The organism is Stappia sp. ABD4_338 (genome assembly GCF_056312175.1).
In genome coordinates this window covers 1,214,517-1,229,086 of sequence record NZ_CM149982.1, presented here as the reverse complement: position 1 = coordinate 1,229,086, position 14,570 = coordinate 1,214,517, and the positions used below count along the sequence as shown (strand labels likewise).

16 protein-coding genes are annotated in these 14,570 nt (G+C 65.5%); 6 read left to right on the top strand and 10 right to left on the bottom strand.

Annotated elements, in window-relative coordinates; translation table 11 throughout:
* Positions 1–942 (bottom strand): endonuclease/exonuclease/phosphatase family protein, encoded by a 942-nt coding sequence (locus ACYX4S_RS05640; protein ID WP_476362188.1) that lies wholly within the window; start codon positions 940–942, stop codon positions 1–3.
* A gap of 184 nt (positions 943–1,126) precedes the next feature.
* On the opposite strand from ACYX4S_RS05640, the gene ACYX4S_RS05635 reads away from it, so the two are divergent.
* Complete coding sequence (locus ACYX4S_RS05635) at positions 1,127–2,017, top strand: hypothetical protein (protein WP_476362187.1); 891 nt, start codon at positions 1,127–1,129, stop codon at positions 2,015–2,017.
* Between the two features lie 32 nt (positions 2,018–2,049).
* The gene (locus ACYX4S_RS05630; protein WP_293718264.1) at positions 2,050–2,445 is read left to right on the top strand and encodes a hypothetical protein; all 396 of its coding nucleotides are present in this window, start codon (positions 2,050–2,052) and stop codon (positions 2,443–2,445) included.
* Positions 2,446–2,527: 82 nt separating this feature from the next.
* Here ACYX4S_RS05630 and ACYX4S_RS05625 read toward each other — a convergent pair whose 3' ends face one another.
* From ACYX4S_RS05625 to ACYX4S_RS05585, 9 genes are all read right to left on the bottom strand, one after another.
* Positions 2,528–3,331: an ATP12 family chaperone protein gene (locus tag ACYX4S_RS05625; protein ID WP_422069138.1), complete on the bottom strand. Its 804-nt coding sequence runs from the start codon at positions 3,329–3,331 to the stop codon at positions 2,528–2,530.
* The gene (locus ACYX4S_RS05620; RefSeq protein ID WP_476362186.1) at positions 3,331–4,062 is read right to left on the bottom strand and encodes an HAD-IA family hydrolase; all 732 of its coding nucleotides are present in this window, start codon (positions 4,060–4,062) and stop codon (positions 3,331–3,333) included. The genes ACYX4S_RS05625 and ACYX4S_RS05620 overlap by 1 nt, the downstream gene beginning before the upstream one ends.
* Positions 4,059–5,069, bottom strand: coding sequence for an RluA family pseudouridine synthase (locus tag ACYX4S_RS05615; protein WP_293718258.1), 1,011 nt, complete (start codon positions 5,067–5,069; stop codon positions 4,059–4,061). The genes ACYX4S_RS05620 and ACYX4S_RS05615 overlap by 4 nt, the downstream gene beginning before the upstream one ends.
* Before the next feature lie 190 nt (positions 5,070–5,259).
* Positions 5,260–5,640 carry a fluoride efflux transporter CrcB gene (gene crcB, locus ACYX4S_RS05610; RefSeq protein WP_476362185.1) on the bottom strand — a complete coding sequence of 127 codons (381 nt, stop codon included), beginning with the start codon at positions 5,638–5,640 and terminating at the stop codon, positions 5,260–5,262.
* A gap of 6 nt (positions 5,641–5,646) precedes the next feature.
* Entirely contained in the window at positions 5,647–6,072 is a 426-nt protein-coding gene (locus ACYX4S_RS05605) for a VOC family protein (RefSeq protein WP_422069141.1), read from the bottom strand.
* A 47-nt stretch (positions 6,073–6,119) separates the two neighbouring features.
* On the bottom strand, positions 6,120–7,490 hold the full coding sequence (mgtE, locus tag ACYX4S_RS05600; RefSeq protein ID WP_476362822.1) for a magnesium transporter: 1,371 nt from the start codon (positions 7,488–7,490) through the stop codon (positions 6,120–6,122).
* 402 nt (positions 7,491–7,892) lie between these two features.
* Entirely contained in the window at positions 7,893–8,186 is a 294-nt protein-coding gene (locus ACYX4S_RS05595) for a hypothetical protein (protein ID WP_476362184.1), read from the bottom strand.
* The gene (locus ACYX4S_RS05590) at positions 8,179–8,346 is read right to left on the bottom strand and encodes a hypothetical protein (RefSeq protein ID WP_422069143.1); all 168 of its coding nucleotides are present in this window, start codon (positions 8,344–8,346) and stop codon (positions 8,179–8,181) included. Before ACYX4S_RS05590 ends, ACYX4S_RS05595 begins: the two co-directional genes overlap by 8 nt.
* A 118-nt stretch (positions 8,347–8,464) precedes the next feature.
* Positions 8,465–9,118 (bottom strand): ABC transporter ATP-binding protein, encoded by a 654-nt coding sequence (locus ACYX4S_RS05585; RefSeq protein ID WP_293718247.1) that lies wholly within the window; start codon positions 9,116–9,118, stop codon positions 8,465–8,467.
* Here ACYX4S_RS05585 and ACYX4S_RS05580 point away from each other — a divergent pair.
* Genes ACYX4S_RS05580 through wecC form a run of 4 tightly spaced genes read left to right on the top strand, consistent with a single transcriptional unit; the run spans position 9,117 to position 14,496 of the window.
* Positions 9,117–10,205, top strand: a complete 1,089-nt coding sequence (locus tag ACYX4S_RS05580) for a glycosyltransferase family 2 protein (protein WP_476362183.1) — start codon at positions 9,117–9,119, stop codon at positions 10,203–10,205. The two genes, ACYX4S_RS05585 and ACYX4S_RS05580, sit on opposite strands and share 2 nt — an antisense overlap.
* Positions 10,202–12,067: a glycosyltransferase gene (locus tag ACYX4S_RS05575; protein ID WP_476362182.1), complete on the top strand. Its 1,866-nt coding sequence runs from the start codon at positions 10,202–10,204 to the stop codon at positions 12,065–12,067. The genes ACYX4S_RS05580 and ACYX4S_RS05575 overlap by 4 nt, the downstream gene beginning before the upstream one ends.
* A complete protein-coding gene (gene wecB, locus ACYX4S_RS05570; protein WP_476362181.1) occupies positions 12,064–13,194 on the top strand; it encodes a non-hydrolyzing UDP-N-acetylglucosamine 2-epimerase in 1,131 nt (376 codons plus the stop codon). Before ACYX4S_RS05575 ends, wecB begins: the two co-directional genes overlap by 4 nt.
* Before the next feature lie 30 nt (positions 13,195–13,224).
* Entirely contained in the window at positions 13,225–14,496 is a 1,272-nt protein-coding gene (gene wecC, locus ACYX4S_RS05565) for a UDP-N-acetyl-D-mannosamine dehydrogenase (RefSeq protein ID WP_476362180.1), read from the top strand.
* Positions 14,497–14,570: the final 74 nt, after the last annotated feature.

Below are 14,570 nucleotides of genomic sequence, written 5' to 3'. Positions count from 1 at the left end.
TCAGGCGGGAACCGGCCGGCGCGCGGCGGCCGGCCGGCCTTGCCCCTCGTTCTTCTTCTCATCGAGGATCACGATGGGCAGTTCGTTCGCCGTGGTCGCGACGTGATACATGATCGGCGCGTGGTCCACGTAGTCCCACGACTGATAGCCCGGGTGCGGATTCTCCGGCAGGCACTGAGCGATGCCGGGGTTGCGCCAGGCGTAGTCGAGCACCGAGGCATGCTGGCCTTCGTATCGCTTGAACTCGTCAAGGCCGCGCGTGACATGGGTCGGCGCGACATTCGGCGGGACCTGCCCCCATCCGTATTGCGCCATGGTCCTCTTCCAGTCGAACGGTACGCTGTCGAAGGGAACATTCATGTCGCCGATCAGCAGGCCCGGCCGGTTCTGTCGGCCGATGTGAAGGGCCGCCTCCGAGATTTCCTTCATGGCCTGATTGTAGGGCGGCTGCTTGCCGTCCTTTCTATTGCCCCTGGACGCCTTGGCGTGGATGGCGCCGATGGTGGCGACACCTGTCGGCAGGATCAGCGCCGGCCGCGTGTGGTCCTTCTCCCAGTACCAGGAAACCCTTTCCCCGAGGCCCTGCAGTCCCGGGACTTCGGTGTTCCAGAGAAAGCCGAAGTTGCAGACGCTCTTGGTCCCCGAACGGGTCGGCGACCAGCGAAAGCCGCTGCGAAACGCGGGCGCCGGATAGCCGACCGCGTTCAGGCGGGTTGCGAGGTAGTGCATGAAACGGTCGCCCGCGCCGGATCCGTCGACCACCTCCGCCAGAACGATCACGTCCACATGGTACGTGCGGTACCAGTTCACGATCTGCTCGACCACGAAATACGTGCTTGCGCTCATCTGGTAGCCGAAGGGCACGCTCTTGTCGGCCGTGATCTTGTAGTGCTTCTCGATGTTCCAAAAGCCCACGGTGATGAAATCCAGCCCACGCGGCATCCGCCCCTCCTGTTCCACACGCTATGAGAGAAGGCGCCTCACCCGGGCCGTCCCGGCACGCCCGTGCGCGCCCGCCATACATACTAAGCAAAACAGATAATTTTCACAAACATCATTCTCAATATTGATATACACTACCTTGAGTGTTAGCTTTCGCGCGTAATCACGCCCAAGGTGAGGTCTCATGAACGAACTCTACGCCAAGGCCCTGACCGGCCAGCTCTGCGCGGCCGAGACGGATACAACCGTGAGCATTCAGGTCTACAACAAGCTCCCGGTGGAGATCGCGGTCTACAACACGACCAGCGCGGGCACGCGCGTGTTCCTCGGCCACATCGAGCCGAACTCCAATGCGCCCGTGAACGGCACGGACGGCGACTATCTCGTGATGACCTCGTCGCTCAGCGGCAGCTTCATCAGCGCCTATGCCCTCACCTCGGGCGAGACCCAGTACACCGTCGACAACTCGGTTCTGACCGAGCCCAACGACATCGGCTCGATCCCCCAGCCGACGACCAATGTTCTGGTTCCGGTGAACTCGCCGCTGGTGATGGTCGCCATCTCGACCATCACGCCGTCCGGCGCGTCGAGCAGCAACTACATCACGCGCGAGCAGTACTGGAACCTCCAGGGCGACAGCTACAGCCTGAGCATGGGCGAGAGCCGGACCGTGAGCTACACCATCGTCTCGGGCCGCCAGACGACGTCGTCCAGCCAGGAGACGGTGGGCGCGAGCGTCGGCGTCGACGCCCATGCCGGCTGGGGACCGATCTCGGCCGGCATCTCCGCCAGCCTCAACGCGGAATCGACCACCTTCCAGCAGGTTTCCGTCAACGAGCAGACCACGTCCTACATGTCGGACACGGTGACCAACTCGGGCGATGACGACCTGGTGGTCCTGCGCTGGCAGATGACGGACGTCATCACGGTCTTTTCGCCGAGCTATCAGCCGCTTGCCTCGATCGTCAGCGGACTGAACCCGATCATCGTGAAGTCCTACGGGATTTCCGGCCTGCTTTCGAGCGATGTCCGCCCGGCACTCGCCGAGCGCAAGACCCCCGTCACGCTGGGCTGACGCCCTCCCGGACCGAAGAAGGACTGCCCCCAATGAGCTGCTGCGACGGAAGCCTCGTCAAGATCGTCAATCAATCCGGCTCCGACCTCACGGTCACCGCCTCCGACGGGGTCGTCGGCAACCTGCATGACCTCGACAAGAACACCTCGATCGCCGACCAGAACAGCGCCAGCGGCTATGCCTATTCGAGCGGCGGCACGGACGGCGCCTGTTCGGGCTATGTCACGGTAACGACCGCGAACGGCAGCTACTCGCTCACGCTGAACTACGCCTTCACGCCGAAGAACAAGCGCGGCTCCTGTCCCTGCACGCCGTCCTCCCAGGACAACGTGACCTCGGGCAACTACGTCGCGACCGCGTCCGTGGCGACCGGCAGCAGCGACGGCGGCGCGAGCACGGTGTGGACCATCACCGCCCAACTGACCTGACCTCACCGAAGCCACACCGAAAAACGGCCTGCCGGAAGCTCCTCCGGCAGGCCGCCCTTGTTTCACGCGAAGGACGCGTCCGTCAGTCGATGGCGCGTCCGCGACAGGCGTCCAGGATCAGCGCCGCAGCACCGAGATCCGCCCTTCGAACCGCGCGCAACTGCTCGGCTTCCCCGTCGAGGCCCCACTGGGCGATGTTCCAGTCCTCGTCGACGCAGGCAGCCTCCCAGACCGCGTCCACGTCCATCTCCGCCTCTCCGAGCGCCAGCGCCAGCAGCGCGGACCCGGTGATCGTGGTCGCCACATGCAACGCGGTGAGATACAGCGCGGATGTGCCCTCCAGCGAGGCGCGAATGCGCGCAAGCATGGCGGCGTCCTGGCTGACCGGCATGATGCCGCCGGCGAGCACGAAGCGTCCCGTGAAGCGTGCCTCGGCCCGCGCGATGACCGGGCCCCACAGGGCGTCCTGGCGCTCGACCAGTTCCTGGGGCGCCTCGGCGCGATAGACCAGAAGGTCGTTGCCCGCATAGGCGACCACGTCATCGGCCACCTCACCGGCCTGCTGCGCGACCGCGTCGATGGCCGTCTGGGTGATGCGGGTGAGCGGCATGGTCGCCGGATCGATCTCCTTCGCCTGCGCCTCCCACTCGGCCGCGATCCGGCGGGCAAGGTCGGCATGTCCGACCGCAAGCGTGTTGCGCGCCTTCGTGCGCACCGGACGCCCGTCGAGCAGGATGGCATGGGCCTCCGCGCCCTCCCCGTCTCCGCTTGCGACCGCGACGCTCTTGTAGAAGCGCTTCGGCAGTTCGCGCTTCGACAGGGCACGCGCCCGCTCGACCGGGTTCTGCGCCGCATCGTCGGCAAGATCGTTCAGAAGATCGCGCATCAGGCCGTCTCCCCAAGCTGCGGACCGGCCGCCTCGCCGGTCACTCCCGCCTTGCCCCAGCCGAACAGCCTTGCGAGTTCGCCCGGAAGCTGCGTGAACCCGTCGATCAGTGCGGTCGGCGCGCATCCGGCCAGCACCGCACGGTCATGATAGCCCCAGGTCACGCCGATCGAGGCGACACCCGCATTGCGGGCCATATCGAGGTCGAAGCTCGTGTCGCCGATCATCACGGTGCGCGCCGCCTCGACTCCCGTCTCCGCCATCGCCTGCAGGATCATCGCCGGATGAGGCTTGGAGGGCGCGGCATCGGCGGTCTGGATCGTGGCGAAGTGATACTTGAGGTCATGGACCTCCTGCAGGTGGCGCACGCCGCGCAGCGCCTTGCCGGTGGCGATCCCCAGAAGCACGTCGGGGCGTGCATGCAAGGCGTCCAGCACCTCGCGCGCACCCGGATAGAGCGGATCGTGGTCGAGGCCGGAAGCACGGCGGGCGATCTGGGTGCGGCGGTAAGCCTCCGCCATTTGCGGCACGAGATGCTCCCGCGACGGACCGACGAGCTGGCGGATGGCCACCTCGAGGGACAGGCCGACGATGGAGAGCGCGCTCGGCCGGTCGGGCGGCGTCAGGCCGACCTCCTCGAAGGCGGCGGTCATGCCGCGCACGATGGTGTCCTGGCTGTCGACGAGGGTTCCGTCGCAATCGAAGATGACGAGGTACAAGGCCCTGCTCACTCCTCGGGGTCGTCTGTCTCGGGATCGTATTGCGCGGCGTCGAAACCGAGCAGGTTCCAGCTTTGCTGCATGTGCGGGGGCAGCGGCGCGGACACGTCGATCACACCCCGCCCCGAGGGATGGGGAATGACGATGCGGCGCGCATGCAGATGCAGCTTGTTCTGGATGCCGCCGGGCATCTCCCAGTTCTCCACGTTGAAGTACTTGGGATCGCCGACGATGGGATGGTGGACATGCGCCATGTGGGCGCGAAGCTGGTGCGTGCGGCCCGTGATCGGGCGCAGCGACACCCAGCACACCTTCTGGCCCGCATTCTCCACCACCGAGTAGAGCGACAGCGAATGCTGCGCGTCGTCCTCGCCATGCCGGGCGACACGCATCCGCTCCTCGCCCTCGTCGCGGGCGAGATAGGTGGAGATGCGGCCCTGGCGCGGCTTCGGCGCACCGGCGACCAGCGCCCAGTAGATCTTGCGGGTCTGGCGGGCGCGGAACGACTTGGACATCTCGGCCGCCGCCTTGCGCGTCAGCGCCAGCAGCAGGATGCCGGAGGTCTCGCGGTCGAGACGGTGCACGAGGCGCGGCTTCTCGCCCTTCTGGTTGCGGAAGGCTTCAAGCATCCCGTCGAGATGCCGGGTCAGGCCGGACCCGCCCTGCACGGCCAGGCCGGCGGGCTTGTTGAGGACCATCACCTCACGGTCGCGATAGAGGATCATCGCCTCCACCGCCTCGCGGTCGCTGTCGACGAGCTTGCGCGAACGTGGCTTGGCGCTGGGGTTGTCCTGCGCCTTCACGTTGGCGTCCACCCCGAGCGGCGGGATGCGCACCACCTGCCCGGTGGCCACCCGGGTCGAGGTCTCGGCACGCTTGCCGTCGACGCGGACCTGGCCCGTGCGCAGGAGCTTTTGCAGGTGACCATGGCCGAGGCCCGGAAAATGGGACTTGAACCAGCGGTCGAGCCTCATGCCCGCCTCGTCCGCGGTGACGGTAATCTGTTCGATGCCGGCCATGTCGGTCGTCGGTCCTGCACGTCCCCGTCAGGGGAGCCCGTTTTTCGTGGTTCAAGGGCACGCCATCGGTGCGGCGCGTCGCCGTCGGCGCGCGCAAGCCGCAAGCGCCCGTTTCAGCGGAACGCCCTACCTAATGCGGCAAGGGGCCAAGAGCAAGCGAAGCCTCGCCCCCGGCCGGTCGCGCGAAACGTCAACTCGCCAGCGCTCGCACCGCCCACAGCCCCGCGACGAGACCGGCGATCCCCAGCACCACGGAAGCGCCCACATAGAGTGCCGCGGCCAGCCCCTCGCCCCGCTCCCACAGGAACACCGTGTCGAGCGAAAAGGAGGAAAAGGTGGTGAACCCGCCGAGGAACCCGGTCGCCAGCACCAGGCGCAGCGCCGTATCGCCGCTCGAGCGCGCGGCGAGCCAGCCGACCAGAAGTCCCATGAGCAGAGAGCCGAGCACGTTCACCGCCATCGTGCCGAGCGGAAAGCCCGGACCGAAGGTCTTCAGGGTCCACAGGCTCACCAGATGCCGGCAGGCTGCCCCGAGCCCACCACCCAGCGCGACGAGGAGAACGTGCTGCATGTCCCTCTACTCCTGGAAGTTCGGCCAGAGGGCCGGCGCGGCGAACTCGACCACGTTGCCATCCGGATCGTCCACGTAAAGGCTCGTTCCGCCGGCCGGCCAGATCACGGTCGAGCGGATCGCGACACCGCTGCCTTCCAGATGCGCGCGCCAGGGCTCGACGTCCTCCGGCGCGATCTTGAAGGCGAAATGCGCGGGGCCCTCGGAGTGGTGCCCCGGGATCACGCCACCGGGCGTTTCCGTGTCCTCGGCCGTCTGCCCGCGCGCGAAGACCAGAAGCGTCTCGCCCAGCCCCGCGTCGTAGGCAAAGAGCCTGTCGCCGGTCACCATGCGCTCGAGCCCGATGACCCCGGCATAGAAGGCATGAGCCTTTTCAAGATCGTTCACATAGACAGCGGTTTCCAGAATCCCGCGAAGAGGCGGCGGTGCCATGGACGTCTCCAGTTCGAAACCTTTTGAGAAACGCGGCGTGGCGGCAGTCAGAGCGGCAGGCCGAACCACAGCGCGGCGATCCAGAGGAAGGCGAAAAAACCGACCACATCGGTCACCGTGGTGACGAAGACCGATGAGGCGATCGCCGGATCGATTCGGAGCTTTTCAAGCACGACGGGAATGAGCAAGCCCGACATGCCGGCAAACAGCAGGTTGACCACGATCGCGGTTCCGATCACCACGCCAAGGCCGATATTGCCGAACCAGAACCAGGCGCAAAGCCCTATCAGCACCGCCAGCGCCACCCCGTTCAGGAGACTGACGAGCACCTCGCGGCGAAGCACGCGCCACATGTTGCGCGCGTCGAGTTCCTGGGTGGCGAGCGCCCGCACCGCAACCGTCATGGTCTGCGTGCCGGCGTTGCCGCCCATCGAGGCCACGATCGGCATCAGCACGGCAAGCGCCACCATGGCCTCGATCGTGCCCTCGAAAAGCGAGATCACCACGGAGGCGAGCACGGCCGTGCCGAGATTGACGACAAGCCAGTTGAAGCGGGAACGCGCCGTGACCAGGACGGTGTCCGAAATCTCCTCGTCGCCCAGGCCGGCGAGGCCGCGAAGGTCCTCCTCCGCCTCTTCCTGGATGACGTCGACGATGTCGTCGATCATCAGCATGCCGACGAGCCGTCCGGAATCGTCCACCGCCGCCGCGGACACCAGATTGTAGCGCTCGAAACTGCGGGCCACGTCCTCCCGGTCGTCGGTGGCACGGAACGTGACCGGATCGTCGGTCATGATTTCCGAAATCTCGGTCGCGCGGCGCGTGCGCAGGATCTTGTCGAGCGGCACGGAGCCGATCAGCCGGAAGCCCGGATCGACGGTGAAGATCTCGTGGAAGGTGTCGGGAAGCTCCTTTGCCTCGCGCATGTAGTCGATGGTCTGCCCGACGCTCCAGAACGAGGGCACGGCGATGAAGTCCGTCTGCATGAGACGGCCGGCCGAGCCTTCGGGATAGTCGAGCGCGCGCTGAAGCTGGAGCCTGTCGAGAAAGGGAAGCTGCTCAAGAATCGCGGCCTGATCCTCGGGCTCCATGTCCTCGAGGATGTAGACCGCATCATCGGAATCGAGTTCGCCGATGCCTTCCGCCAGCGAATCCTTCGGCAAGCCGTCCAGGATCGCCAGGCGCATGGACTCGTCGAGTTCCGTCAGCGCCGCGTAGTCGAATTCCTCGCCAAGCAGGCGGACGAAGGGAACCCACTCGTCCTCGGGAAGGGATTCGATGAGGTCGGCGACGTCCGCCTCGTGCAGGTCGCCGGCGAGCCCGATCAGCGCCGCCGCGTTCTCGGTCTCGATGGCGGCGCGCACGAGCGCGAGGAAATCCTGGGAAACACGCCCTTCCTCATCGCGCACGGGCGGCATTTCCAGAAGGGCATCGGTGGTTTCAACCTGGTCCGCGTCTGCCAAGCTGCCCTCCTCTCGTGCGTTTCGCGCGTGTCCGGGCCTCAGGCGTCCGCAAGACGGGTTCGGCGTCTGCCGACCACGACGCGAGCGCCCGTGTGACCGTACCCTGATACCGGAAAGGGGCGCGAGCCTGCGCCCCTCGCCGAACATGCTGTAACGGCAAGTCGCCAGTGTCTCAAACGAAATCTATGGCGACAATCGGGCTTGCCCACCCCGGGCATTCCGCAAGGACAGTTTGCACCCCGTCCGGACGACGGACCCGTTTTATGGGAGACCCGGGCCGGGAACGAAAAAGGCCAGCCCGAAGGCTGGCCTCTTTTCCGATCTGGATGGTGCGGTCGAGAAGACTCGCAAACACGCTCAAAATGGCGGTTTTCTGCGAAAAATGTGTCCCACGCGACGAAAACTCCGCCCTATAAGAATCAATGACTTACAAAACAGGTGTCCCACGCCGAGGCGCGGTTGTTCCTGTTGCGTTTCGCGCAAGATGCGCCCCGCGTCCAGATACCCGAACTGCAGCAGCACGAAGGCCGGAAGGACCTCCCCATGAAGGGCTGTCGCAAGCGAATGCATGGCAGGATCTTCGGCCTTGAACCGCGCGCGGGCCTCCGCGATGTCCACAGAAGACCACTCCGGGGCCGGCGTGTCAGTCATCCGCCCGCCTCTGGTCCAGAAGCGATTGCGCCTCCAGGAGCGCCATATCCACCAGATATGCCAGAAACGTGTCTGTTTGATCTGTCGCGCCGCGAGCGAGCATCAATGCCCCCACGACATGCTCCAACTGGCCGACAGCCCTTCCAGCCTGCTCGCTCATGCCCCATTCCCCCAGTACCGATCAGCAAAGCCCCGTTCCATATCATGCTACTGGAACGTCGCGTCGGCACAACCGGAAGGTGATGCGGGGTAGTGATCAGAAAGGGCTGTGTCGGGGCCTATTCCTGCGAGCGCGTATAGGCCTCGATCGCGGCTTCCACGTCTTCGTAGTAGGAGAGCCGCCCTCCCTGCAGGAAGCACCCGCTCTGGCAGAACTTTCGGATGGTTCCCATGCTGTGCGAGATCATGATGATGTTCGCGTCCTGCATCTTCTCTTCGAACACCTGATCGCATTTGCGCTTGAAGCGGGCGTCCCCCACGGAGGTGACCTCGTCGATCAGATAGCAGGAAAAATTGATCGCCATGCTGACGCCAAACCCGAGGCGCGCCTTCATGCCACTCGAATAGGTCTTGATCGGCAGGGACATGGAGCGGCCAAGCTCGGAGAACTCCTCCACATAGGCCACGATGCGCTCCGTATCCTCGCCATACATGCGCGCCACGAACCGCGCGTTTTCAAACCCGGTCATGTCGCCGTTGAACCCGCCGTTGAACCCCAGCGGCCAGGAAACCGTGCCATGACGGGCAATGCGACCGCGATCCGGCAGCTCCGCGCCCGCGATCAGCCGCATGAGCGTCGATTTGCCGGCACCGTTCTCTCCGAGGATCGCGATGTTGCGGTCCGACGGCAGGTCGAGCGTCAGATCGTCGACAATGATCTTCCGAATGCCCTTCAGGCGGTAGGATTTCCTGACACCGCGAAAGCTGATCATGGCGAACCGTACTCCTGATCCGTCCGATGAAGATGCAAGGCCTCACATAACACATCCGGAACCGGGTGGCCGCCCCCACCAGAACACCACGGTGAAAAACCGCAAGCTTGACATGCGCCACACCATGGACAGGTTCGAAGCCCACAACACGGGTGTTTCGCCAGGGCTGACCGCAACTGGTGGAATGCAGTCGCCCTCGACGTGGCAGGGCAATGAGACCACCAGGAGCGCAAGACCGATGGACGGGACACCATGGCTTTCGATTGTCATCCCCTGTTTCGGCAGGCAGGAGATGCTGACCGGGCTCCTGGACCAGTTGTGCGGCCAGATCGGCACGCGCGCGGATGTCGAGGTGATCGTCGTCGATGACGGCACCTCCCCGCCCCTCGAGGTCAGGGACACGACATTGGTGAAGCTGTTGCGACATGAGCGCCCCTGCGGCGCCCCGGCCGCGCGCGAACTCGGCTTTCGCAATGCCACCGGCCGCTTCATCCACTTTCATGATTCGGATGACCTCCTCGGCCACCAGTGGATCGATGCGGCAGTGCGGGCGGTCCGGCAAACCCCGGCGCCGGATCTCGTCGTGACCTCCCGCCTCGTCATGGAGCCGGGAGGCGCGGTGTCGTTCTGGCACGTCCGCCGGCTGGTCGAGATCGCGAAGACGACGGCACGCTTGCGGGCCTATCAGCGGTTTATCAATCGCATCGGCCCCCTGGGCGGCGTGATCTTCAGCCGCCGCGCGGCCGAGGCCATCACCTTCCACCGCGCCGCGGCGTCGCAGGACTGGTTGATGTATGACGATGCCCTCGCCTCGGCGGAACATGTCCACTTCGACGACAAGAACTATTTTATCTTCAATAAGACTCAAACTATCCGTATTTCGAACAATGCGCGATCCCGGGCAAAAGGATATGTCTTCGCGGCCCGAACCCGCTTTCGCTCCCGGCGCATGCGGCGTTTTGCGGCGCGAATATACTGTGCACATGGCGCCGGAGAACTTGCGCCCGTGATCAACGTGCGGCATCGGTGGCTCAAGCGCATCGCATGCGAGCTTCTCGCCCGACACCCGATACTGGCAGGAAGATGACACTGAACAGGCAGGACAAGGGTGCGCGCGAGGAATATGCCCGCGCCCTCGAGGCAACGGTCGTCTACCAGGTTGGCGAATTGATCGTTGGCGCGCGCTCTTCATGGAAGAATGCGTTCGCCCTGCCGTGGCGCCTCTACCGCCTCCACCGCTTTGACAGGATGGTTGTCCGCAAGGGCAAGGGCCTCAGGACGACGAGCTTCGAAAGGCGGATGCTGCCCCGCTCCGGCCGCAAGAGCCTTCTGACCCTTGACCTGATCGATGCGGAAACCGGCGATCTGACGGCCCTGAAGGACCGCCTAGCGCAAAGCCGGCTGTCTCCGCGTGATCGCGCCGAAAGCATGCTTCGGGCGGCCAGCCTGCTCGCTCCCTCCAGGCCGGCGATCTCCGCCGCCCTGGCCCGCCTCGCGGCGGAGACCGACGGCTCCCCCGAGGTCATGGAACAGGCGGCCTTCCTGCTCTATCGGGCCGGACACCTGTCCGAACCCGCCGGCCTTCTCGAACGGCTCGACACCGGCCGGCGTCCGGAGTTGAGGGAAAAGATCATTCGGGAGCACCGGGTTCTCGTGGAGGGCATTCCGCTCCCCTCTCCCGCGCTTGCCCCTCTCGAGGGCGGCAAGCCCCGGCTTCTCTATGTCTCTCACCTGAGCTTGCCCCATCACACCTCGGGCTATGCCACGCGCACGCATGGCATCCTGTCGGCCCTGCGCGCCGGCGGGCATGATGTGGTCTGCGTGACGCGGCCCGGATACCCGTGGGACCGTTTCGACAGCCGCGCCATGGACGAAGCGGCTCCGGCGCGGGAAATCGAGGGCGTTCGCTATCTGCATGTGCCCGGCCCCTCCGCCAGCCAGACGGCACTTCCCGTCTTCGCGGACGCGGCGGCGGATGCGCTTGTCGAGGTGATCGAGCGCGAGCGGCCGACCTGTGTCGTGGCCGGATCGAATTATGTCAACGCGCTCCCGGCCCTGATGGCCGCCCGGCGCACCGGCCTTCCCTTCCACTACGACATCCGCGGGCTTTGGGAGTTCACCAGCGCCTCAAAGGTCGATGGCTGGGAGCGCTCCGAGCGCTTCCACCTCGCCCGCCGCATGGAGGCCATGATTGCGTCGCAGGCGGAGGGTGTCTTCGCCATCTCGTCTCCGCTTCGGGAAGAACTGATCAATCGGGGCGTCCCGGCGGAACGCATCACCCTTCTGCCCAACGGGGTCGATATGCAGAGGTTCCTTGCCTCCACGGATAAGGAAGACCCGCGCGCGGAACTTGGCCTCCCCTCCGGCGGCACGGTATTCGGCTTCATCGGGTCCATGGAGCACTACGAGGGGCTGGAAGATCTCATGCAGGCCTTCTCGCGCCTGGTCGCGGCCGGGTTGGAGGCATGGCTCGTGCTTGTCGGCGACGGGCCGGTGGCGCGTCGTCTTGGCGAGCTTGTTGGTGAGCTGGGCCTGGTGGACCGCGTCCGCCTTGTCGGCCGCGTTCCCTTCTCCGAGGTCACGCGCTACTACCGCCTGTGCGATGCCTTCGTGTATCCGCGCAAGGACATTCCCCTCACGCGCCTGGTCCCCGCGCTGAAACCGCTCGAGGCCATGGCCGCCGGCAAGCCGGTGATCATCTCGGAGCTGCCGGCCCTGGTCGAGCTGGTCGGCGGCGGTGGAAATGCACTTCTCACCCCTCCGGGTGACATTGACTCCCTGACGGCGCGAATGGAAACACTGGCGCACGACGGGGAACAGCGAGCCCGGATCTCCGAAGCGGGCCAGCACTACGCGCGATCGCGCACATGGGAGACATCCACGTCATCATTGGCGGACATTCTCCCGAAACCGATTCCCTCTTTGACTGGAGCTCGTGTCCCGGGATGATCCATGTTGCCGTAATCGTCGGAACCCGCCCCGAGGGCGTCAAGATGGCACCGCTTGTCCATGCCCTGCGCGAGCATGAGGCGTTTTCCTGCACCCTGGTATCGACCGGCCAGCACAGGGAGATGCTCGAGCGCGCGCTTGCCGACTTCGGGCTGAAGCCGGATCTTGATCTTGCGGTGATGCAGCCGGACCAGACCCTGGCGACGCTGAGCGGCAATCTCTTTCTCAAGGTCGAGGCGGAGCTCAAGCGGCTGAAGCCGGACTGGATCCTCGTGCAGGGCGACACCACCACGGTCATGGTGGCGGCACTTTGCGCGTTCTATCTCGGCATCCCGGTCGGCCATGTCGAGGCCGGCCTGCGCAGCCATGACCTTCAGGCCCCCTTCCCGGAAGAGCTGAACCGGCGGGTTGCGGGTCTTGTCGCCGGGGTGCACTTCGCCCCCACCCAGGGCGCCGCCGACAACCTGCGCAAGGAAGGCGTCGCCGAAGACGACATCGTCGTGACGGGCAACACCGGCATCGATGCCCTGCTGAGAACGGCCGAGAGCGTCCGGGCCGATCCGCCCGAGATGGCGTCCGACATCACGGAGTTCCTGGCACGTCACCCCCGCTTCGTGTTGATCACCGGCCACCGCCGGGAGAACTTCGGCGAGGGCTTCGAGAACATCTGCCGTGCCATCTCCACCCTCGCCCGTGACCATCTCGAGGTCGGCTTTCTCTATCCCGTCCATCTCAACCCGCGTGTGCGCAAGCCCGTGTTCGAGATCGTGAAGGGGCATCCCAACGTGCTCCTCACGGAGCCTCAGGAATACCGCCGCTTCATCCGCCTGATGGATCGGGCTCACCTGCTCCTGTCGGACTCCGGCGGCGTTCAGGAGGAAGCGCCGAGCCTCGGCAAGCCCGTCCTCGTCATGCGCGACGTCACCGAGCGGCCCGAGGGCATTGCCGCCGGCTGCGCCGAGCTCGTCGGCTCGTCGGCGGAGCGCATCCGGGACCGGGTCACGGCGCTTCTGACGGACACGGATCGCTATCAGGCCATGGCCCGGGCGCAGAACCCCTATGGCGACGGCCGGGCGAGCGGCCGGATCAGGGACACCCTCTTGCAACGGTCGACGCGCGACGCGTGACCCGGCCGTTTTGCGAAAAGGAAGCATGAAATGAACCAGAGCTATGGAACCGTCAGCGTGATCGGCCTGGGCTACATCGGCCTGCCCACCGCGGCTGTTCTGGCCAGCCGGGGCGTTGAGGTTGTCGGCGTCGATGTGAACGCCACCGCGGTGAGCGAGATCAACGAGGGCCGCGCCCACTTTTTCGAGCCCGAGCTGGACGCCATGGTTCGCGGCACGGTGCAGGAGGGCAGGCTGCGGGCGGTCTTGCAGCCGGAACCCGCCGACGCCTTCATCATCGCCGTTCCCACGCCGCTGACGGCCGATCGCGCGCCGGACCTGTCCTATGTCGATGCGGCGGGCGTTTCCATTGCGCCTGTTCTGAAGGCTGGCGACCTGATCATCCTGGAGTCCACGTCGCCGGTCGGCACCCTGGAGCGGCTGGCCGCCACCCTCGCCGCCGCACGGCCGGATCTCGCCTTCCCGGCGGACGGGTCGGACGCAAGCGACATTCTCATGGCCTATTGCCCCGAGCGCATCATTCCCGGGCGCATGATGACCGAGCTGGTCGAGAATGACCGCATTGTCGGCGGGCTGACGAAGGCCGCGACCACGGCGGCCTCCGCTCTTTACGGCACCTTCGTTCGGGGCAAGATCGTCCCCACCGATGCGCGCACGGCGGAAATGGTCAAGCTGACCGAAAACGCCTATCGCGATGTGAACATCGCCTTTGCCAATGAGCTGTCCATGGTGTGCGACGGCCTCGACATCGACCCGTGGGAGGTGATCGACCTCGCGAACCACCATCCGCGCGTCAACATCCTTCAGCCAGGCCCCGGCGTTGGCGGCCACTGCATTGCCGTCGACCCCTGGTTCATCGTTCACGCGGCCGGCGAAACGGCGCCACTCATGCGCACGGCGCGCGAGGTCAATGACCGCAAGCCGGACTTTGTCGTCGACAAGATCATGGCCATCGCCTCCCCCGGAGACCGCATCGCCTGCCTTGGCCTTGCCTACAAGGCGGACACCGACGACCTTCGCGAAAGCCCGGCAATCGAGATTGTCGAGGCCCTGTGCAGAAAGCATGATGGCGAGATCATGCTGGTCGAGCCCAACATCGCGCAATTGCCGCCGCGCCTCTCTCTTCCCAATGCGAAACTGGTCGCCATGGATGAGGCTGTGAACGATGCCGATGTGCTCGCCCTCCTGGTGGATCACCGGGAGTTCAAGGTGATCGCTCCGGACGTCATCCGATCTAAGGTGAGTATCGACACGCGAGGCCTCTGGCGCGCCTACTCAAGGCAACGCAGGGCAAATGACTGAAGCAATCCGGTTGGAGCCGGACGAACTGACCATGAGTTGCCGCTCGCGTCTCAAAGCTGACACTCTCGAACCGC